Source organism: Streptomyces cinnabarinus (assembly GCF_027270315.1).
GTDB lineage: Bacteria > Actinomycetota > Actinomycetes > Streptomycetales > Streptomycetaceae > Streptomyces > Streptomyces cinnabarinus.
Genome location: NZ_CP114413.1, coordinates 6,433,313 through 6,454,281 on the forward strand (window position 1 = coordinate 6,433,313; position 20,969 = coordinate 6,454,281).

Consider the following 20,969-nt stretch of genomic DNA (forward strand, 5'->3'; position numbering starts at 1 on the left):
TGCCCGACCAGCGGCCGACGAACACCGGAAAGGGCACCACGCGCATGGAGCAGTTCGAGCCCGACCGCCTCTCCCCGGCCCAAGTGGCCGCCATGCGGCGCAGCCTCCGCAACGGCAGGGCGTCTCTCAGCCGCCGTTCGATGCTGCGCGCGTCCGCCGGCGGCGCACTCGCGGTCGGCGGTCTGGGAACGCTGAGCGCCTGCGGCATCCCGGCCGCGGGCAAGACCGAGGGCGGACAGTCCTCGGACGACCGCTCGGCCAAGGAGAAGACCGTCAGCTTCTCCAACTGGACCGAGTACATGGACGTCGACGAGAGCGGGAAGCACCACCCCACGCTCGACGCGTTCAACGAGCGGACCGGCATCAAGGTCAAGTACACCGAGGACATCAACGACAACGTCGAGTTCTTCGGCAAGATCAAGCCGCAGCTGGCGGCCGGCCAGGACACCGGGCGCGACCTCATCTGTGTCACCGACTGGCTCGCCGCCCGGCTGATCCGTCTCGGCTGGGTCCAGAAACTGGACCCGTCCAACCTGCCGAACGCCTACGCCAACCTGTCCCCGCAGTTCCGCTCCCCGGACTGGGACCCGGGCCGCGCGTACTCCTATGTCTGGCAGGGCATTTCGACCGTCATCGCCTACAACAAGAAGGCGCTGGACGGCGTCGAGGTGAAGACGCTCTCCGATCTGCTGGACAACCCCAAGCTCAAGGGCCGGGTCGGGTTCCTGTCCGAGATGCGCGACAGCGTCGGCATGACCCTGCTCGACATGGGCAAGGACCCGGGCGACTTCACCGACGACGACTTCGACGCGGCCATCGCGCGGATGCAGAAGGCCGTCGACAAGGGCCAGATCCGCCGCTTCACCGGCAACGACTACACCGCCGACCTGTCCAGCGGTGACTTCGCCGCCTGTGTCGCCTGGGCCGGAGACGTCGTCCAGCTCAAGGCGGACAGCCCGGACATCGACTTCATCATCCCGGACAGCGGATACATGACGTCGACCGACAACCTGCTGGTCCCCAACAAGGCCCGGCACAAGACCAACGCCGAACGGCTCATCGACTACTACTTCGAGCCGCAGGCGGCCGCCGAACTCGCCGCGTACATCAACTTCGTGTGTCCCGTCGAAGGGGCCAAGGAGGAGCTGGCGAAGATCGACGAGGACGCGGCGAACAACCCGCTGATCATCCCGGACAAGGCCATGGCCGCGAAGTCCCGCGCCTTCCGCTCGCTGAGCTCGAAGGAAGAGACCGCATTTGAAACGAAGTTCGCGAAGCTGACGGGGGCGTGACCGACGTGACGAACCAGAACGACAACACCGGCGACGTCCGCCTCACGGGCATCAGCAAGACCTACGGCGACTTCACCGCCGTACACCCGCTGGACCTGACCGTGCCGCAGGGCTCCTTCTTCGCCCTGCTCGGCGCGTCCGGCTGCGGCAAGACGACAACACTGCGCATGATCGCGGGACTTGAGGAGCCGACCGCCGGCACCGTCTTCCTCGGCGACCAGGACGTCACCCGGCTGCCGCCCTACAAGCGGCCGGTGAACACCGTCTTCCAGTCCTATGCCCTCTTCCCGCACCTCGACATCTTCGAGAACGTCGCCTTCGGCCTGCGCCGACGCGGCATCAAGAGCGTGAAGAAGCAGGTCGAGGAGATGCTGGAGCTGGTCCAGCTCGGCGAGCAGGCCCGCAAGAAGCCGCACCAGCTCTCCGGCGGCCAGCAGCAGCGGGTCGCCGTCGCCCGCGCGCTGATCAACACCCCCAAGGTGCTGCTGCTCGACGAGCCGCTCGGCGCCCTCGACCTCAAGCTGCGCCGCCAGATGCAGCTGGAGCTCAAGCGGATCCAGACCGAGGTCGGCATCACCTTCGTGCATGTCACGCACGACCAGGAGGAGGCCATGACCATGGCCGACACGGTCGCCGTGATGAACGCGGGCCGGGTCGAGCAGCTCGGCGCCCCCGCCGACCTGTACGAGAACCCGCGGACCACCTTCGTCGCCAACTTCCTCGGCACCTCCAACCTCATCGAGGCCGAGGTCGACACCAAGAGCGGCGACGAGATCGTCGTCAAGGCCGGTGGCGGCAAGCTCTCGCTGCCTTCGCAGCGCTGCTCGGCGCCCACCACGACCGGCGGCAAGGTACTGGTCGGGGTGCGCCCGGAGAAGATCTCCCTCGCGCACGCGGACGACGCCGGCGAGATCCCGGAGGGCCGCAACCGCGTCACCGGCAAGATCGCCGACGCCTCCTTCATCGGTGTCTCCACGCAGTACGTCATCGACAGCCCCGTCTGCCCCGAGCTCGCGGTCTACGTCCAGAACGTCGACCGGGACGCCCGGCTGGTGCCCGGCGCCGATGTCGTCCTGCACTGGAACCCGGCGCACACCTTCGGCCTGGACGCCGCCCAGGACATCGACGCGGGCATCCAGGAAGAGGCGGTCTGATGGCGACGGTCACCGAGGCGCCGCCCGTGGCGCCGGCCCCCGAGAAGGCGAAGCCCCCGCGCAAGCGGGGCCGCTGGACGCCGTACCTCCTGCTGCTGCCCGGACTCGCCTGGCTGCTGGTGTTCTTCGCGCTGCCGATGGTCTACCAGGCCTCCACCTCGGTGCAGACCGGCTCGCTGGAGGAGGGCTACGAGGTCACCTGGCACTTCGCCACGTACTGGGACGCGCTGACCGAGTACTACCCGCAGTTCCTGCGGTCGGTTCTGTACGCCGGTTCCGCGACGATCCTGTGTCTGCTGCTGGGCTATCCGCTGGCGTATCTGATCGCCTTCCGGGCCGGCCGCTGGCGGAACCTGATCATGATCCTGGTGATCGCCCCGTTCTTCACCAGCTTCCTGATCCGCACACTCGCCTGGAAGACGATCCTCGCGGACGGCGGCCCGGTCGTCGGCGCGCTCAACTCGCTGCACGTCCTCGACGTCACCAGCTGGCTCGGCATGACCGCCGGGGACCGGGTGCTGGCCACCCCGCTCGCGGTCGTCTGCGGTCTGACGTACAACTTCCTGCCGTTCATGATCCTGCCGCTCTACACCTCGCTGGAGCGTATCGACGGCCGGCTGCACGAGGCCGCGAACGACTTGTACGCCAAGCCGAGCACGACCTTCAGGAAGGTCACCTTCCCGCTGTCGATGCCCGGTGTCGTCTCCGGGACACTGCTCACCTTCATCCCGGCCGCCGGTGACTACGTCAACGCCGATCTGCTCGGCTCCACCGACACCCGGATGATCGGCAATGTCATCCAGTCGCAGTTCCTCAGGATTCTCGACTATCCGACGGCGGCGGCGCTCTCCTTCATCCTGATGTTCGCGATCCTCATCATGGTCACGCTCTACATCCGCAAGTCGGGGACGGAGGATCTGGTTTAAATGGCCTTCGTCAACTGGCTCAAGCGTCATTTCGTCGTCATCGCGGGCCTTATCACGCTCGGATATCTGCTGCTGCCCAATGTCGTCGTGACGGTGTTCTCCTTCAACAACCCGAAGGGGCGCTTCAACTACGCGTGGCAGGAGTTCTCCACCGAGGCCTGGACCGATCCCTGCGGGGTCTCGGGGCTGTGCGACTCGCTGACCCTCAGCCTCCAGATCGCCCTCTGGTCGACGCTGGGCGCCACCGTGCTCGGCGCGATGATCGCCTTCGCCCTGGTCCGCTACCGGTTCCGGGCGCGCGGCGCGGTCAACTCGCTGATCTTCATGCCGATGGCGATGCCCGAGGTCGTCATGGCCGCCTCGCTGCTCACCCTGTTCCTCAACATGGGTGTCCAGCTGGGCTTCTGGACGATTCTCATCGCCCACATCATGTTCTGCCTCAGCTTCGTCGTGACGGCCGTCAAGGCGCGCGTCATGTCGATGGACCCGAGGCTGGAGCAGGCCGCGCAGGACCTCTACGCCGGCCCCTTCCAGACCTTCGTCAGGGTCACCCTGCCGATCGCGGCACCCGGAATCGCCGCGGGCGCGCTGCTCGCCTTCGCGCTCTCCTTCGACGATTTCATCATCACCAACTTCAACGCGGGCTCGACCGTCACCTTCCCCATGTTCGTCTGGGGCTCGGCCCAGCGCGGCACGCCCGTCCAGATCAATGTCATCGGTACGGCCATGTTCCTGATCGCCGTACTGCTGGTCCTGACCTCCATGGTCATCAGCAACCGCCGTAACAAGCAAAAGGCATAGCCCTTTTCGAACACCCTCTGTAGGGAGTTGAAATCATGGCCCCAAGCGCCATGAGCCGTTGGACAAAGGCACTTTCTGAAGCGCAGCCGGTTCCGTACTGGCTGGACGACCCCGGCAGGCCCCACCCCGAGCCCGCGCTCACCGGCGCCGAGACCTGCGATCTGCTGGTCGTCGGCGGCGGGTACAGCGGACTGTGGACCGCGCTCCTGGCCAAGGAGCGCGACCCGCGGCGGGATGTCGTCCTGCTGGAGGGCCGCGAGGTGGGCTGGGCCGCCTCGGGCCGCAACGGCGGCTTCTGCGCCGCCTCCCTCACCCACGGTCTGCCCAACGGGCTGGCCCGCTGGCCGGACGAGATCCACAAGCTGGAGGAGCTGGGCGCCCGCAACCTCGACGAGATCGAGGCGGCGGTCGCCCGGCACGGCATCGACTGTGACTTCGAGCGCACCGGTGAGATCGACGTCGCCACCGAGTCCTACCAGGCGTTGGAACTGCGGGACTGGTACGAGGAGATCGAGCGCCGGGGCCTCGCCGAGGGCGTGGAGTTCCTGGACGCCGACGCGGTGCAGGAACAGGTTGCCTCCCCGACCTTCCAGGCGGGGCTTTACGACCGCCGGGGCGTCGCCATGCTCAACCCGGCCAAGCTGGTCTGGGGCCTGAAGGAGGCGTGCGTCCGGCTCGGCGTCCGCGTCCACGAGCACACACCCGCCCTCAGCCTGAAGCCGTACGGCGCCGGAATGGCCGTCCGCACCCCCTACGGGCAGATCCGCGCCCGCCAGGTCGCCCTCGGCACCAACATCTTCCCGAACCTGGTCAAGCGGGTGCGCGCCTTCACCGTCCCCGTCTACGACTACGCCCTGATGACCGAGCCGCTCACCGACGACCAGCTGAAGGAGATCGGCTGGCGGAACCGGCAGGGCCTCGGCGACAGCGCGAACCAGTTCCACTACTTCCGGCTCTCCGCCGACAACCGGATCCTGTGGGGCGGCTACGACGCGATCTATCCGTACGGCGGCCGGGTGCGCGCCGAGTACGACGACCGCCCGGAGACGTACGCCAAGCTCGCCGGGCACTTCTTCACCTGCTTCCCGCAGCTGGAGGGCGTGAACTTCACGCACGCCTGGGGCGGCGCCATCGACACCTGCTCGCGCTTCTCGGCGTTCTTCGGCACCGCCCACCAGGGCAAGGTGGCCTACGCGGCAGGCTTCACCGGCCTCGGCGTCGGCGCCACCCGGTTCGGCGCGGACGTGATGCTGGACCTGCTGGCGGGTGAGCCCACCGAGCGCACCGAGCTGGAGATGGTCCGCAAGAAGCCGCTGCCCTTCCCGCCGGAGCCGTTCGCCTGGACCGGGATCGCGCTGACCAAGTGGTCGCTGGCCCGCGCCGACGCGCACGGCGGGCGGCGCAACCTGTGGCTGAAGGCGATGGACCGGCTGGGGCTGGGCTTCGACAGCTGACGCAACTTCAAAAAGTTCCCGGAACCCGCGTAATGCCCGGCAGGGACCTCCCTCTCCCTCGTGACGCACAAGGCGTCCACGACGGAAAGAGGGAGGTCCCCGTCATGACAGGGGCGAAGACGGCGGTCGAGTGGCTCGCGTCCGTGGCACCGGATCCCGAGGCCTGCCGCTGGGAGTGGGAGCGCAATTCGCTGGGGGTCGCGCTGCTGCCCGCCGGGAAAGCCTGGGACGTGCTCATCCTGCCGGGTGAGCTGGGCTACCCGACGCTCGATGTGCTGACCCGCCTCCTCGACCGGCCAGGACCGGTGCTCGTCGACTTCGGCGACTCACGGATGGGCTTCTTCGTACCGCCGGGTACTGCGGCCCGGTGGCTCGGCACCGGTATCCGTACGGCCGGGGCCGGTACCTGGATCGTGGTGCCGTACCCCGGGCGGTCCACCGGAGCCGTGCGCTGGCTGGTCACACCGGACGGCTCCGGCACCCTTACCGACCCGGCCTTGCTCGAACTGGCCATGCACGAGGCGGCTGCGGGTCTGGCCACCGAGGAGGGCGACAGGTCTTGACAAGCTGATTGGTCTGGACCAAGTTGAGCGCGATCCTGCCCTCCAAATCCCCCATGCCCGGAGGCACTTGTGGACCGCTCCAGACCTTTCGTCGCCGTGCTCACGGCCACTCTGCTGGCCGGAACCGGCATCACCGCGCTCTCGTCGGCCGCCCGTGCGGCCGACGCGGACCTGGCCAGGAACGGAGGCTTCGAGTCCGGACTCGACGGCTGGACCTGCACGGCAGGCACCACCGTCACCTCACCCGTGCGCAGCGGCAGTTCGGCGCTCCAGGCGACCCCGGCCGGCAGCGACAACGCCCGGTGCGCGCAGACCGTGACCGTGAAACCGGACTCCCAGTACACCCTCGCCGGATACGTCCGGGGCTCCTACGTCTACCTCGGCGCCGGCGGCACCGGCACCACCGACGTCTCGGCCTGGACCCAGTCCGCTCCCAACTGGCAGCAGCTCAGCACCACTTTCCGCACCGGCCCGTCCACCACCAGGGTCACGATCTACACCCACGGCTGGTACGGCACCGGTGCCTACCACGCCGACGACATCTCCCTGGTCGGCCCGTCCGTCGACCCCGGCCGGCCGCCGGCCCCGCCCACCGGACTGCGCACCGGCACGGTCACCTCCTCCAGCGTCGCCCTGTCCTGGACCGCGGCGAGCGGCGCCACGAGCTACGCCGTCTACCGCGACGGAGTCAAGGTCCAGACGGTGAGCGGCACTTCGGCGACGGTGACCGGACTGTCCCCGCAGACGGCGTACGCCTTCCAGGTCGCCGCGGTGAACGACGCCGGTGAGTCCGCGAAGTCGGCCACCGTCACCGCGACCACCACCGCGGGCGGAGGCGGCGACACCGACCTCCCGCCGCACGCCCTCGTCGGCTATCTCCACGCCAGCTTCGCCAACGGCTCCGGCTACACCCGGCTCGCCGACGTCCCCGACAGCTGGGACGTCATCGACCTGGCCTTCGGCGAGCCGACCTCGGTCACCTCGGGCGACATCCGCTTCGACCGCTGCCCGGCCGCGGAGTGCCCGAACGTGGAGAGCGATGCCGACTTCAAGGCCGCGATCCGCGCCAAGCAGGCGGCGGGCAAGAAGGTGCTGATCTCGATCGGCGGCCAGAACGGCCAGGTCCAGCTGTCGACGACCGCGGCCCGCGACACCTTCGTGTCCTCGGTCTCGAAGATCATCGACGAGTACGGCCTCGACGGGCTCGACATCGACTTCGAGGGCCACTCGCTCTCCCTGAACGCCGACGACACCGACTTCAAGAACCCGAAGACCCCGGTGATCGTGAACCTGATCTCGGCCGTGAAGACCCTCAAGGCCCGATACGGCGCCGACTTCGTGCTGACGATGGCCCCGGAGACCTTCTTCGTGCAGCTCGGCTACCAGTACTACGGCACCGGCAAGTGGGGCGGCCAGGACCCGCGGGCGGGCGCCTACCTCCCGGTCATCCACGCCCTGCGCGACGCCCTGACTCTGCTGCACGTCCAGGACTACAACTCGGGCCCGATCATGGGCCTGGACAACCAGTACCACTCCATGGGCGGCGCCGACTTCCACATCGCCATGACCGACATGCTGCTCACCGGCTTCCCGGTCGCGGGCGACGCGAACAACGTCTTCCCGCCGCTGCGCCCGGACCAGGTGGCGATCGGCATGCCCGCGTCCACCAACGCGGGCAACGGCCATGTGGCCCCCGCCGAGGTGGTGAAGACCCTCGACTGCCTGACGAGGAAGGTGAACTGCGGCTCGTACGCCACCCACGGCACCTGGCCCGCCCTGCGCGGCCTGATGACCTGGTCGATCAACTGGGACCGGTACTCGAACTGGGAGTTCCAGCGGACCTTCGACGGCTACTTCGGCTGACGACGAGGACGAAGCCGGTCAGCAGGACCGTGCCGAGGCACCAACTGGCCACGACGTCCAGTGGCCAGTGGTAGCCGCGCCGGACCAGACCGTAGGAGACGCCGAGCACCAGCGCGGCGCACAGGGTCACCAGAGCGCGGCGGGCCGCCGTGGACTGCAGCCAGGGGAGGAGGAGCAGGGTCGCGGCGCCGTAGGCGATGACGGCGGTCGCGGTGTGGCCGGAGGGGAAGTAACCGGCGGCCGGAGGGACGGCCGGGGTGCCGGGGCGGTCGGTGAGCACCTTGACGGGGACGACCAGCGCCGGGACCAGGGCCATGAGCAGGGCCGCGGCCGTCGGCGGCCACCACCAGCGGTCGCTGCCGGCCCGCCGGGACCACCGGGCCGCACAGGCCAGGCCGGCCAGCATGACGGGCACCGCGACCTGGACGTTGCCCAGGTCGGAGAGGAGTTCGGAGACGCGGTCGGGGTGGACGAGTGCTCGGCTGAGCCGCTCGTCCACCCGCACCAGCGGGCCGTCGGCCACGACCTGCCAGGTGCTGAGCGCGAAGAGCAGGGCGGGAAGCCCCAGGAGTCCGAGAAGCCCCAGAAGGGAGGTCGGCCGTCCCGGAACAGGGGGGGTAGTTCCGAGACGGCCGTCCGGACCGGGTGGTCGCGCGCCCCGGGGGGTTTGGGGCGGGCGACTGTCCGATCGGTGAGGAGATCCGGAGCCAGTGGCCCCGGTTGTGTGCGCGAGGGCACGACCAGGTCGAAGCTGGGGAGGCCCCGGCCTGATGTCGCCCACAGTCCCCTGTGGGCGGGGTGTATCTCTCATCTGGGTAGAACCTACGACAGGGGGTGGGCCCAAGACAGTCGGAATCGAGTCCTGACAGATACCTCGCACACCTTCTTCACACCCTCTGACCCCCGAGGTCGCGGTCGGATCGGGGTCAGATCCGGGAGAAGGCCTGCTCCAGGATGTCGAGGCCCTCGTTGAGCAGGTCCTCGCCGATGACCAGCGGCGGCAGGAAGCGCAGCACATTGCCGTAGGTGCCACAGGTCAGGACCAGCAGACCCTCCGCGTGGCAGGCCTTGGCGAGGGCGGCGGTCGCCTCCGCGTTCGGCTCCTTGCCGGCGCGGTCCTTGACCAGCTCGATGGCGATCATGGCGCCACGGCCGCGGACGTCGCCGATGATGTCGAACTTCTCGGCCATGGCGCCGAGGCGGGCCTTCATGACCGCCTCGATGTTCTTCGCCTTGGCGTTGAGGTCGAGCTCCTTCATCGTCTCGATCGAGCCGAGCGCACCGGCGCAGGCCACCGGGTTGCCGCCGTAGGTGCCGCCCAGGCCGCCCGCGTGCGCGGCGTCCATGATCTCGGCGCGGCCGGTGACGGCGGCGAGCGGCAGACCGCCCGCGATGCCCTTGGCGGTGGTGATCAGGTCCGGGACGATGCCCTCGTCCTCACAGGCGAACCACTGGCCGGTACGGCAGAAGCCGGACTGGATCTCGTCGGCGACGAAGACGATGCCGTTGGCGTTGGCGAACTTCACGATCTCCGGCAGGAAGCCCTTGGCCGGCTCGATGAAACCGCCCTCGCCGAGCACCGGCTCGATGATGATCGCGGCGACGTTCTCCGCGCCGACCTGCTTGGTGATCTGGTCGATGGCCTGTGCGGCGGCCTCGGGACCGGCGTTCTCCGCACCGGTCGGCCAGCGGTAGCCGTAGGCCACCGGCACCCGGTAGACCTCGGGCGCGAACGGGCCGAAGCCGTGCTTGTACGGCATGTTCTTCGCGGTCAGCGCCATCGTGAGGTTGGTACGGCCGTGATAGCCGTGGTCGAAGACGACGACGGCCTGGCGCTTGGTGTACGCACGGGCGATCTTGACGGCGTTCTCGACGGCCTCGGCGCCGGAGTTGAACAGCGCGGACTTCTTGGCGTGGTCGCCCGGGGTGAGCTCGGCGAGGGCCTCGGCGACCTCGACGTAGCCCTCGTACGGGGTGACCATGAAGCAGGTGTGGGTGAAGTCTGCCAGCTGGGCGCTCGCCCGGCGTACGACGGCCTCGGCGGAGGCGCCGACGGACGTCACGGCGATACCGGAGCCGAAGTCGATGAGGCGGTTGCCGTCGACGTCCTCGATGATCCCGCCGCCCGCACGCGCGGTGAACACCGGCAGCACGGAGCCCACGCCCTGCGCCACCGAGGCGAGGCGGCGGGCCTGAAGCTCCTGCGACTTGGGGCCGGGGATGGCGGTGACGACGCGGCGCTCCTGCGGAAGGTCGGTCATGAGGGGCTCCTGGGGGTTTTGCGGACGCTTGTCTTCTCTTTTCTCGCAGGCTAGGACGGCGAGCGGGGCCTGGGCATGCTCCATGTGGGCGTTGTCGACGGAATCGGTTGTCCGCGATGGACATAGCGGCGGATCGGGCTGTTCCAGCGTGCCGGGGCGGCTAACGGTGAACTCCCCTTGCGGGGGCGTTAGATTGGCCCGCGGACGGTGGACGGAACGGCTGGTCAGGGGGCAAGGGCGATGGACAGCGACGGGACGCAGGACGCACGGGGGACCCATGCGAACCCTGTACCGCGCCCGGCGGGACCACCGGAGATGCCGGCGGTGCCGCCCCGGCCCACCCGCGCGCCGGACGGTTCCGGTTCCGCCTTCCTGACCTGGCTGCGCACGCCCCGGCCGGAGGCGCTGCCGGGGGTGTGGCGGTTCGGGCACCGCCCCAGGCCGGAGCAGGAGCCCGAGCGGATCCCCGGACGGCAGCTGCTGAGCGGGGCGCTGATCGCGTTCCTGGTCGGCTGGCTCGTCTGGTCGCTGCTGTGGAACGGCTACCTCGGCGGCTGGTGGGTGCTGCCGCTGGAGCTGTTCACCCCGGACTCCTGGCGGGAGAACAACGACCGCGTCGGCAACGCGGTCCTCTGGTACGGCTACTACACCCTGATCGCCTTCGCGATCATGGTCGCCGTGGCCCGTCTCGGCCGCTGGAGCGAGGTCTGGCGCCGCTACGGTCCCCCCGCCTGGCCCCGCCGGGCCACCGCCCCCGAGCGTCCGCCCACCCCCGAACAGGACCCCGCGGAATGGCCCCAGCTCCGGGCCGCCGGAGCCGTCGACGCTGCCGAGCGGCTGGCCGGGGACGCCAGGGCCGGGGGGATGCGGGACGTCGATCACGCCCGGATCACCCGCGCCTGGCAAGGGGTGCGCAGTGGGCGGCACAGTCTGACCGGTTTCACCGGCGCGGTGCTCAAGGACGGCGCCGCCGCCTGTCTGCACCCCTCCGGCGAACGCGATCTGCCCACCAGGCTCTCCCGGCACGACCTGGTCACCGGACAGGTCCGGCTCGGCACCACCGCCGACGACACCCGCAATCCGTACGCCTACCGCGGCACCGGACTCGCCCTCGGCCCCGAACTGCTCGGCACCTCGCTGCTCGCGGTGGGTCCGGCCGGCGCCGGGAAGACCGGCACCGTCGTGCGCCCGCTCGCCGAGTCGCTGTGTCTGCACGCGCTCGCCGGACGCGCCGCCGTCGTGGTGGTCGGCGCCGCGGGCGCCGGGCTCGGCCCGGCCGACGCCTACGACGTCGTCGTACGCATCGGGAATCCGGAGTCCGTGTACGACCTCGACCTGTACGGCGGCACCACCGACCCCGACGAGGCCGCCGCCGTGCTGGCCGAGGCGCTGGTCGGAGACCTCGCCGATCCGCACCCCGGAAGCGACAGCCGCCGTTCCACGACCGTGCTGGCACAGCTGCTCGGCCCGTTCCGGGCGGTGCACGGGCGGTTCCCGTCCGTGCCCGAGCTGCGCCAGCTGCTCGACGGCGCCCCCGGCCCGCTCGCCGCCCTGCGCACCGCCCTGGAGGGCTCGGGGCAGGAGTCGCTGCTGCGCGAGCTGGACGCCCGGGAGCGGCAGCTGGGGCATCCCGGCGATGTGAGCGGCGTCCTCGCCGACCGGGTGGCGCTGCTGGACCGGCCCGCCTTCGCGGGGTTCTTCGACACCTCCGGGCAGTCGCGGCCGTTCTCGCTCAAGGCCCTCGACCACCCGGTGCGGGTCCGGATCGATCTGCCCGCGCGCGGACACGCGGACGCCTCGCGGATGCTGGCGCGGCTGGTGCTGGCCCAGTTCACGGCGAGCGTCGCGGTACGCGAGGACCGGTCGCTGTTCGCCTGTCTGATCCTCGACGACGCCACCGGTGTCGTCACACCCGAGGCCGTACGGGGCATCCAGCGGCTGCGGTCCGGGAACGCCGGTGCCGTGCTCACCCTGCGCACCCTGGACGACGTGCCCAGGCCGCTGCGTGGGCCGCTGCTCGGGGCGGCCGGGTGCCGGATGGCGCTGTCCGGGCTCACCCCGTGGGACGGGCAGGACTTCGCCGAGGTGTGGGGCAAGGAGTGGACCGAGGCGCGGGACATCACCGACCGGCAGATCATCGCGGAGACCCCGGCCGGGAAGGCCCTGCACGCGGTGCGGCGGGTGATCACCGGCAAGGCGCCGACCGCGCGGGCCGTCACCGTGCGCCAGGTCGAGCGGGAGCGCTGGTCGGCGTCCGAGCTGGCGCACGCGGTGCCGCCGGGGCACGCGGTGCTGTCGCTGACCGGTGTGCGCGGTGAGCACGCTCCGCCGCTGCTGGTGGACCTGCGGGAGTGACCTCGCGACCGTACGGTGAGGCAGAATCGGCATAGGCCGTTCATACGCGGCGGCCAAAGGATCACAGCGATCACGCAGACGTCACCGACCTGAAGGCCCCATGCCTCCCACGCTCGCCTCGCTCGTCCACCACTCCGCGCTCAAGCTGACCGTGCGTGCGGGCGAGGACCGGCTGGACGTGCCCGTCCGCTGGGCACACGTCAGCGAGCTCGCCGACCCCGTCCCCTATATGGAGGGCGGGGAACTGCTGCTGATCACCGCGCTAAAGCTGGACGCCGAGGACCCCGAGGCGATGCGCCGCTATGTGAAGCGGCTGGCCGGCGCGGGCGTCGTCGGGCTCGGCTTCGCCGTGGGGGTGAACTACGAGGACATCCCGGGCGCTCTCGTCGAGGCGGCCCGGGCGGAGGGCCTGCCGCTGCTGGAGGTGCCGCGCCGCACGCCCTTCCTCGCCATCAGCAAGGCGGTGTCGGCGGCCATCGCGGCCGATCAGTACCGGGCGGTGACGGCGGGGTTCGCCGCGCAGCGCGAGCTGACGAAGCAGGCGCTGACGGACGGGCCCGAGGGACTGCTCGCCGCGCTCGCCGCCCAGGTCGACGGCTGGGCCGCGCTCTACGACGCCTCCGGCGCCGTCGTCGCCACCGCCCCCGACTGGGCGGGCCGCAGGGCCTCCCGGCTCACTCCGGACGTGGAGCGGCTGCGGGAACGGCCGGCGCCCGCCTCCTCGGTCGTCGGCGGCCCCGAGAACGAGGACCGCGTCGAGCTGCACTCCCTGGGCACCGGACGCAGGCCGCGCGCGGCGCTCGCCGTCGGCACCGCCGCCGCCCTCGGCACCGCCGAGCGGTACGCCGTCCACTCGGCCATCGCCCTGCTCACCCTGACCACGGAACGCTCCCGTTCCCTGCACGCGGCCGAGCAGCGCGTCGGCACGGCGGTGCTGCGCATGCTGCTCGCCGGGGAGCCGGACCACGCCCGCGCGGTCGCCGGGGACCTGTACGGCGGACTGCTCGACGCCCCCTTCCGGATGGTCGTCGCGGAGTCGGTGGCGGTGTCGGGCACGGCATCGGCTGCGCTCGCCGCCTTGGAGAACCCGCCGCGGGTGCCCGCCGCCAAGTCCTCGGCCACCGCGGCCAGGACCTCGGCCGCCGCCCTCGCCGCCGCCTCGGACGCCTACGGCGACCCGCTCGGCGCGCTCGCCGAGATCGTCGAGTCGGCCGCCGCGCGCGCCGGGGAGGCGGTGCTGGTGGTGCCGGAGGGGGAGCGCCTGGTCGTGCTGGCCGCGGACGACGGGGCCGCCGTCGACGCGTGCGCGCAGTACGCGACCGCGCTGGAGGCGGCGCGCGCGGGCGGCCCGGTGCGGGAGACCGTGGTGGGCGAGGAGGACGAACTGGTCGTCGGGCTCTCCGCCCCGGCCGGTCCGATCGCCGCTGCCGCCGCCTACAAACAGGCCGAACAGGCCCTGTCGGTGGCCCGGCGCCGCGGGCGGGTGTTCGTGGAGCACGAGCGGCTGGCCGCCGGATCGGTGCTGCCGCTGCTCGCGGACGACGCCGTACGGGCGTTCGCGGACGGGCTGCTGCGGGCGCTGTACGAACACGACGCGACCGGCCGCGGCGACCTGGTCGCCTCGCTGCGGGCGTGGCTGTCCCGGCACGGCCAGTGGGACGCGGCCGCCGCCGACCTCGGCGTCCACCGGCACACCCTGCGCTACCGGATGCGGCGCGTCGAGGAGATCCTCGGGCGCTCCCTGGACGACCCGGACGTACGGATGGAGCTGTGGCTGGCGCTGAAGGCGACGTCGGGGGAGTAGCCCACCGCGCCAATCCGTAGCACCGGCCATCGGCACTACTACGACTCGGACAAACGCCACACAGCTCTCGCGCCCCTACCGTGGATCCCGAACCAAGGAACACCCACCCCCAACGCGGAAGGGCCGGGACTCACACATGACTTCCACCCACGCCTTCTGGCTCGCCGGCCGCCAGGTCTCCGGCCTGGACACCTTCGACGTCACCTCGCCGTGGGACGGCCGGGTCGTCGGCAAGGTGAGCGTGCCGACCGACGCCCAGGTCGAGGAGGCCGTGGCCGCCGCGTACGCCGTGCGGGACGAGTTCGCCGCCACCCCGGCGCATGTGCGGGCCGCCGCCCTGGACCACGTCAGCCGCCGCCTCGTGGAGCGCACCGAGGAGATCGCCCAGCTGATCTCCGCCGAGAACGGCAAGCCGATCAAGTGGGCCCGCGGTGAGGTCGGCCGCGCGGTGTCCGTGTTCCGCTTCGCCGCCGAGGAGGCCCGCCGCTTCAACGGCGGCGAGGCCCAGCGCCTCGACACCGACCTCGGTGGCCAGGGGCGGCTCGCCCTGACCCGGCGCTTCCCGAAGGGCGTCGTGCTCGGCATCGCGCCGTTCAACTTCCCGCTGAACCTGTGCGCCCACAAGATCGCCCCGGCGATCGCGGCCGGTGCGCCGATCATCCTGAAGCCCGCGCCCGCGACCCCGCTCTCCGGGCTGATCATCGGCGACCTGCTCGCCGAGACCGAGCTGCCCGCCGGTTCCTGGTCGATCCTGCCGGTCGCCAACGACAGGATGCCCGCACTCGTCCAGGACGAGCGGCTGCCGGTGATCTCCTTCACCGGCTCCGAGAAGGTCGGCTACGCGATCATGGACTCGGTGCCGCGCAAGCACTGCACCCTGGAGCTGGGCGGCAACGGCGCGGCCGTCGTGCTCGGCGACTGGGCGAGCGACGAGGACCTCGACTGGGCCGCGACCCGGATCGCGACCTTCTCCAACTACCAGGGCGGCCAGTCCTGCATCTCGGTGCAGCGCGTGATCGCCGACGCCTCGGTCCACGACCGGCTGCTGCCGCGTATCGTCGCCGCCGTCGAGGCCCAGGTCACCGGCGACCCCGCCGACGACAGGACCGATGTCGGCCCGCTGGTCAGCGAGGACGCCGCCAAGCGCGTCGAGGCGTGGGTCCAGGAGGCCGTCGAGGCGGGCGCGGCGCTGCTCACCGGCGGCAAGCGCGACGGCGCCGCGTACGCGCCGACCGTCCTGACCGACCTGCCGGCCGGCACCACGCTGGCCTGCGAGGAGGTCTTCGGCCCGGTGCTGTCGGTGCAGAAGGTGGACGGCGAGGCCGCGGCCTTCGCCGCCGTCAATGACTCCAAGTACGGCCTCCAGGCGGGCGTGTTCACCCACGACCTCCAGGCCGCCTTCCGTGCCCACCGCGCCCTGGAGGTCGGCGGCGTGGTCATCGGCGACGTCCCCTCCTACCGCGCCGACCAGATGCCGTACGGCGGTGCCAAGCAGTCCGGTGTGGGCCGCGAGGGTGTGCGGTTCGCGATGGACGACTACACGTATGAGCGGGTGCTGGTCCTCACCGGCCTCGCCCTCTGATCCATCCGCCCACGACGGCCGGAGCCCACTGTGCGGGGGCTCCGGCCGTCGTCGTCGGCCTGGTCCGGACCCTCAGCCGGAGAAGCCGACGTGCGCGAGCCGGATCGGGCCGCGCAGTCTGAGGTGGACGTCGTGGACGCCCGTGGCGGTGAAGCGGGCGGTGAGCGCGGTGTGGTCGTACGGCGCTGACGGTGTGTCGGTGCTCAGGAACGCCAGCACCGGGCCGCCGTCCAGGCAGATCTCCACCGAACCCTCCCCGGCCACCGTCACCGTCACCTCCGTGACGCCGGTCCCGAAGTCGCAGGCGCGGTAGAGCAGTTCACCCGCCCGGTCGCCGACCGGTGTCACCGCGTCGCCCGCCGCCTTCGTGCGGTCGACGATGGCGGTGCCGCTCTGCTCGTCGAAGTCGGCCGCGTCCAGGCCCCGTTCGCGCACCGCGCGCGGCGCCACGGGGTCGCCGTCGAGGAGCACCGTCGTCCGCAGCCGGACGTCCTCGCTGGAGCCGCCCGCCAGCAGGTCGTACGGGCCCGGGTCGAGGTGCCACCGGCCGTGCGCCACGTCCCAGAACGCGAAGGCGGACAGCGGGACTTCGAAGGCCAGCCCGGTGCGCTCGCCCGGGGCGAGGCCGACCCGGCGGTGGTCGAGCAGCTCGCGCCGGGGACGCGGGACCGAGGGGTCCACCGCGCGCGTGTAGAGCTGGACGACCTCGTCGGCCGCCATCCGCCCGGTGTTCGTCACCGTGAAGGACACCTGCAGCGAGTCGTCGCTCAGGCAGGTGGACAGGTCGCCGTAGGAGAACGACGCGTACGACAGGCCGTGGCCGAAGGGATAGAGCGGGGTGCCCTCGAAGTACAGATAGGTCTGGCGGCCGCCGATCACGTCGTAGTCCAGCAGCTCGGGCAGGTCCGCGTCGCTCGCGTACCAGGTCTGCGGGAGGCGGCCGGCGGGGGAGACGTCACCGGCCAGGACCCGGGCCAGCGCGGTGCCCGCCGCCTGTCCGCCGTGGGCCGTCCAGAGCAGGGCCGAGAGCGAGCCCGGCTCGACCGCGTAGGGGTAGGCGGAGACCAGCGCCAGCACCGTCCTCCGGTTGGCCGCACGGGCCGCGCGCAGCAGCCGCTCCTGGTGGACGGGCAGCCGCAGGGTCGTACGGTCCTCGGTCTCGCGGCCGTTGATGTGCGGGTCGTTGCCCGCGACCACCAGGACCACGTCGGCGCCCGCCGCCGCCCGGGCCACCGCCTCCTCGCCGCGCTCGACGAGGACCAGCTCGAAGATTTCCGGATCCTCCTCGGCAACCCGCACGCCGTCGGCGGCGACTGACACATGGCGACCCGTGCCGATGTGCCTGAGGAGGTGTCCCTTGCCGTGCGGTTCCAGCCGGAACGTCTCCTGTACGACCCAGCCGCCGGGCTGGTCCGCGGAGGCGCGCACGTACCCGTCCTCGGCGACCGACAGATAGCGGCCGTCGGGCGCGCGCAGCGTCAGGACGCCCTCGCCCCACTCCACCAGCGCCAGTTCGGTGCCCACGGCGTCCGTGGTCAGCGGCGGGAGATCGGTGCGACCCGCCAGCAGTGCCGGGTCCAGGGAGGCGACGTCACCTTCCGGGGCGTCGGTGCCGCCCTCCCGGACGTACAGGAAGGCTCCCGTCGACGTCCGCAGCCGTACCCGGTCCACGCCCTCCGCGAAGTCGACGCGGTCGGCGCCGAACCGCTCGTACAGGCTCTCCAGCGGGGTGGAGCGGTGCAGCAGGGTGCCGCTGTACCAGTCGAGCTTGCACTCGTCGGCGAGCAGTCCCACCACGGCGATGCGGCTGTCGGGGGCCAGCGGCAGCACTCCGTCGTTGCGGAGCAGGACGACCGCCTGCTCGGCCGCCTCCTGGGCCAGCGCCCGGTGCTCGGGGGTGTCGAAGGCGCCGGGGTCGGCATGGTCGTCGAACTCTCCGAGGCGGAACCGGACCGAGAGCTGGCGGCGGACCGCGGCGTCGATGTCCGCCTCGGTCAACAGGCCCCGCTCGTACGCCCTGCGCACCCGGGCGACGATCTTCGAGCCGTCCGTGCCGTGGTCCGTGAAGCTGTCGACACCGGCCCGGAGCGAGGCCGCCGTCGCCTCCTCGTGCGTGTCGAAGTAGTGCTCGGAGTCGACCAGGTTGGAGGGCGCGCCCGCGTCCGAGCAGACCAGCAGCTCCTCCTCGGTCCAGGCGCGCAACTGCTCGCGCAGATACGGCGATACGTGGTTGGGGCGGCCGTTGACCAGGTTGTACGCCGGCATCACCCCCGCCACCGCGCCCGCCTCGACCGTCTCGCGGAACGCCCGCAGGTCGTACTCGCGCAGGACGCGCGGGCGGACCGAGGAGGACGAGGTGTCGCGGTCGGTCTCGTTGTTGTGGGCCAGCCAGTGCTTGAGCACCGGCGCGGTACGCCAGTACAGCGGGTGGTCGCCGCGCAGGCCCCGGGTGTACGCGGTGGCGATGGCCGAGGTCAGCTTCGGGTCCTCCGAGTAGCCCTCCTCGTTACGGCCCCACAGCGGATGGCGCAGCAGATTGACCGTGGGGGACCAGACGTTGAGGCCCACCCGGTCGTCCCGGAGGCGCATCGCGCGGGTTTCCCGGGACACCGCCTCGCCGACCCTGCGCACCAGTTCGGGGTTCCAGGTCGCGCCGAGCCCGACCGCCTGCGGGAAGACCGTCGCCGGGCCCATCCAGGCCACGCCGTGCAGTGCCTCCTGGCCGGTGCGGAAGGCGGCGACCCCGAGCCGCTCCACTGCGGGGGCGAACTGGTGCAGGAACCCGATCCGCTCGTCGAGCGTGAGCTGCTCCAGCAGGTCGTCGACGCGCTTCGCGAAGGGCAGCCGAGGATCGCGAAACGGCGGAGTGGGCGGCGGGTGTGCGGTCACGTGGGGATCCCCTTGCGATGGATCGGGTCGACTCTTTCGAAGCGCTTCGATGCTCATTCCACCCGAGGGTGGGTGTCAAGGGATCGGCGCTGTCAGTTCAAGCAGCACATGAGGAAAGCTCGGGTGCCGGACGGCGGAGGAATCTTGGGGACGACCCTTGTGCGCCCTGGGGTGTTCACTTAACCTCGCAGCAACATCGAAGCGCTTCGACGGCATCGCTCACACCGGTCGGAGGCAACGCTTCAGCTCAGCCAGATCCACTTACGACACCGCAGCCGACGGCCACCGCCGGGTGTCCAGGTGCGCCACGAAGGGTTGACGCAATGACGCCGAACGCCTCCTCCGCCTCTTCCACACCCAGCCGGAGAAGCTTCCTCGCCTCCTCGGCGGTCGCCGCCGCGGCCGTGGCCGGAGGGATGCCGCTGCTCGCCGCCTGTGGCGGTTCGGACAGCGGCTCGCGCGACGGCACCACCTCGGGCAAGGACGCCAAGAAGCTCCTGCCGGCCTACGTCGCCAGCAACGTCGTCGTGCCCGACATCCCCTCGAAGAACGGCTCCTCGGTCGGTTTCACCAGCAAGCTGGAGCTCGCCGGACTCAAGACGTCGGTGCCCAAGAAGCTCGGCAAGGGCGGCAGGGTCACCATCATGTCGCCGTTCTGGGGCTCGCCGCCGAAGGGTGACAACGCCTACTACAAGGCGATGAACGACCTGATCGGCGTGGACGTCCAGTGGCAGAACCAGGACGGCAACACCTACGAGCAGAAGCTCGGCGCGGTACTGGCCTCCAGCGGTGTCCCGGACGTGGTGGTCGTCCCCGGCTGGAACATGAACGGCAAGATACCCAGCGCCATCATCGGCAAGTTCGCCGACCTCGGCCCCTACCTCTCCGGCGACGCGGTCAAGGAGTACCCGAACCTCGCGGCCGTCCCCACGGACGCCTGGCAGCGCTCGATCTTCGGCGGCAAGCTGCGCGGACTGCCGATGCCGGCGTCGTACGTGCCCAACATCGTCCCGCTGTACCGCCAGGACATCTTCGACAAGGAGGGCTACGAAGTCCCGCGCTCCTGCGACGAGTTCCTGGCCCTGGCCAAGGACATCACCAACGCCAAGGCCAAGCGCTGGGCGTGCATGGACATGAAGTGGACGGCGTTCCAGGCCTTCGGTGTGCTCTCCGGGGCCGAGAAGCCGCTCGGCTGGCACCTGGTCGACGGCAAGCTGGTCTACCGCATCGAGACCGACGAGTACCTGGAGGCCCTGGAATGGAGCCGTAAGCTCTTCGCCGCGGGCGTCGTCCACCCCGACGCCGAACTGGGCAAGAGCCAGGCCACCGACCCGGGCCCCAAGTTCGCCAAGGGCGAGTTCCTCATCTACGCCAACGACATCTCGCAGTGGTGGAGCCGCACCGCCGAACAGGCAGCCCAGAACCCGGAGTTCAAAGTCTGGGGCATGGACGTCTGGGGCCACGACGGCGGCAGCCCGGTCCTGTGGGCCACCCAGCCCGCCAACATCTTCGCCTTCGTCAACAAGAAGGCCTCCGAGTCGGTCATCCGCGATGTGCTCGCCGTCGCCAACGTCACCGCGGCGCCGTACGGCACCAAGGAGTACATGATGACCAACTACGGCGTGGAGGGCACCCACTACACCGTCAAGGACGGCCTCCCCACCAAGACCGACCAGGGCAACATCGACGTGATGAACGCCTACATCATGGTCGCGAGCCCCGCCTCGACCCTCGCCCACCCCGACTTCCCGGACGTCGCCAAGGGCCAGGTCGAGTGGCAGCAGCGGATGGGCGCCTTCACCAAGAAGTCCTCCTTCTACGGCATGCAGATCACCGAGCCCAGCCGCTACACCAGCCTCGCCAACGACATGGAGCAGTTGGAGGACGACATCGTCCGCGGCCGCAAGAAGATCAGCGACATGCAGCAGTGGGTCTCCGACTGGAAGAGCAAGGGCGGCGACAAGCTGCGCGACTGGTACAAGCAGATCCTCGACGAGAACGGCTCCGCGGCCAACTGACCGGGCA

Annotated in this window: 14 protein-coding genes; 11 read left to right on the forward strand and 3 right to left on the reverse strand. The window is 70.8% G+C overall.

Annotated elements, in window-relative coordinates:
• The first annotated feature begins 44 nt into the window (after positions 1 to 44).
• From STRCI_RS29325 to STRCI_RS29355, 7 genes are all read left to right on the forward strand, one after another.
• Positions 45 to 1,292 (forward strand): polyamine ABC transporter substrate-binding protein, encoded by a 1,248-nt coding sequence (locus STRCI_RS29325; protein ID WP_269661952.1) that lies wholly within the window; start codon positions 45 to 47, stop codon positions 1,290 to 1,292.
• On the forward strand, positions 1,289 to 2,446 hold the full coding sequence (locus tag STRCI_RS29330) for an ABC transporter ATP-binding protein (protein WP_269661953.1): 1,158 nt from the start codon (positions 1,289 to 1,291) through the stop codon (positions 2,444 to 2,446). Before STRCI_RS29325 ends, STRCI_RS29330 begins: the two co-directional genes overlap by 4 nt.
• Complete coding sequence (locus tag STRCI_RS29335) at positions 2,446 to 3,372, forward strand: ABC transporter permease (protein ID WP_269661954.1); 927 nt, start codon at positions 2,446 to 2,448, stop codon at positions 3,370 to 3,372. The genes STRCI_RS29330 and STRCI_RS29335 overlap by 1 nt, the downstream gene beginning before the upstream one ends.
• A complete protein-coding gene (locus tag STRCI_RS29340) occupies positions 3,373 to 4,173 on the forward strand; it encodes an ABC transporter permease (protein WP_269661955.1) in 801 nt (266 codons plus the stop codon).
• A 35-nt stretch (positions 4,174 to 4,208) separates the two neighbouring features.
• Complete coding sequence (locus STRCI_RS29345) at positions 4,209 to 5,627, forward strand: NAD(P)/FAD-dependent oxidoreductase (protein ID WP_269661956.1); 1,419 nt, start codon at positions 4,209 to 4,211, stop codon at positions 5,625 to 5,627.
• 104 nt (positions 5,628 to 5,731) lie between these two features.
• Positions 5,732 to 6,190 carry a bifunctional DNA primase/polymerase gene (locus STRCI_RS29350; RefSeq protein WP_269661957.1) on the forward strand — a complete coding sequence of 153 codons (459 nt, stop codon included), beginning with the start codon at positions 5,732 to 5,734 and terminating at the stop codon, positions 6,188 to 6,190.
• Between the two features lie 69 nt (positions 6,191 to 6,259).
• The gene (locus tag STRCI_RS29355) at positions 6,260 to 8,053 is read left to right on the forward strand and encodes a chitinase (RefSeq protein WP_269661958.1); all 1,794 of its coding nucleotides are present in this window, start codon (positions 6,260 to 6,262) and stop codon (positions 8,051 to 8,053) included.
• On the opposite strand, the gene STRCI_RS29360 is transcribed toward STRCI_RS29355, so the two are convergent.
• Positions 7,992 to 8,834 (reverse strand): phosphatase PAP2 family protein, encoded by an 843-nt coding sequence (locus tag STRCI_RS29360; protein ID WP_269661959.1) that lies wholly within the window; start codon positions 8,832 to 8,834, stop codon positions 7,992 to 7,994. The genes STRCI_RS29355 and STRCI_RS29360 overlap by 62 nt on opposite strands.
• 145 nt (positions 8,835 to 8,979) lie before the next feature.
• On the reverse strand, positions 8,980 to 10,314 hold the full coding sequence (gene gabT / locus STRCI_RS29365; protein WP_269661960.1) for a 4-aminobutyrate--2-oxoglutarate transaminase: 1,335 nt from the start codon (positions 10,312 to 10,314) through the stop codon (positions 8,980 to 8,982).
• A gap of 240 nt (positions 10,315 to 10,554) precedes the next feature.
• Between gabT and STRCI_RS29370 the strand changes: the two genes are divergently transcribed.
• From STRCI_RS29370 to STRCI_RS29380, 3 genes are all read left to right on the forward strand, one after another.
• The gene (locus STRCI_RS29370) at positions 10,555 to 12,669 is read left to right on the forward strand and encodes an ATP-binding protein (RefSeq protein WP_269661961.1); all 2,115 of its coding nucleotides are present in this window, start codon (positions 10,555 to 10,557) and stop codon (positions 12,667 to 12,669) included.
• A 100-nt stretch (positions 12,670 to 12,769) separates the two neighbouring features.
• Entirely contained in the window at positions 12,770 to 14,473 is a 1,704-nt protein-coding gene (locus STRCI_RS29375; RefSeq protein ID WP_269661962.1) for a PucR family transcriptional regulator, read from the forward strand.
• Between the two features lie 136 nt (positions 14,474 to 14,609).
• Positions 14,610 to 16,055, forward strand: coding sequence for an aldehyde dehydrogenase family protein (locus STRCI_RS29380; protein ID WP_269661963.1), 1,446 nt, complete (start codon positions 14,610 to 14,612; stop codon positions 16,053 to 16,055).
• A 72-nt stretch (positions 16,056 to 16,127) separates the two neighbouring features.
• Here the strand turns inward: STRCI_RS29380 and STRCI_RS29385 are convergent, their stop codons facing one another.
• Positions 16,128 to 18,944, reverse strand: coding sequence for a glycoside hydrolase family 3 C-terminal domain-containing protein (locus tag STRCI_RS29385; RefSeq protein ID WP_269661964.1), 2,817 nt, complete (start codon positions 18,942 to 18,944; stop codon positions 16,128 to 16,130).
• Between the two features lie 323 nt (positions 18,945 to 19,267).
• On the opposite strand from STRCI_RS29385, the gene STRCI_RS29390 reads away from it, so the two are divergent.
• Positions 19,268 to 20,962 carry an extracellular solute-binding protein gene (locus STRCI_RS29390; protein ID WP_269661965.1) on the forward strand — a complete coding sequence of 565 codons (1,695 nt, stop codon included), beginning with the start codon at positions 19,268 to 19,270 and terminating at the stop codon, positions 20,960 to 20,962.
• The last annotated feature ends 7 nt before the right edge of the window (positions 20,963 to 20,969 follow it).

Coding starts and splice junctions, on each gene's coding strand:
- STRCI_RS29325 (WP_269661952.1), top strand. CDS start 45: ATGGAGCAGTTCGAGCCCGACCGCCTCTCCCCGGCCCAAGTGGCCGCC.
- STRCI_RS29380 (WP_269661963.1), top strand. CDS start 14,610: ATGACTTCCACCCACGCCTTCTGGCTCGCCGGCCGCCAGGTCTCCGGC.
- STRCI_RS29350 (WP_269661957.1), top strand. CDS start 5,732: ATGACAGGGGCGAAGACGGCGGTCGAGTGGCTCGCGTCCGTGGCACCG.
- STRCI_RS29345 (WP_269661956.1), top strand. CDS start 4,209: ATGGCCCCAAGCGCCATGAGCCGTTGGACAAAGGCACTTTCTGAAGCG.
- STRCI_RS29340 (WP_269661955.1), top strand. CDS start 3,373: ATGGCCTTCGTCAACTGGCTCAAGCGTCATTTCGTCGTCATCGCGGGC.
- STRCI_RS29370 (WP_269661961.1), top strand. CDS start 10,555: ATGGACAGCGACGGGACGCAGGACGCACGGGGGACCCATGCGAACCCT.
- STRCI_RS29390 (WP_269661965.1), top strand. CDS start 19,268: ATGACGCCGAACGCCTCCTCCGCCTCTTCCACACCCAGCCGGAGAAGC.
- STRCI_RS29335 (WP_269661954.1), top strand. CDS start 2,446: ATGGCGACGGTCACCGAGGCGCCGCCCGTGGCGCCGGCCCCCGAGAAG.
- gabT (WP_269661960.1), bottom strand. CDS start 10,314: ATGACCGACCTTCCGCAGGAGCGCCGCGTCGTCACCGCCATCCCCGGC.
- STRCI_RS29375 (WP_269661962.1), top strand. CDS start 12,770: ATGCCTCCCACGCTCGCCTCGCTCGTCCACCACTCCGCGCTCAAGCTG.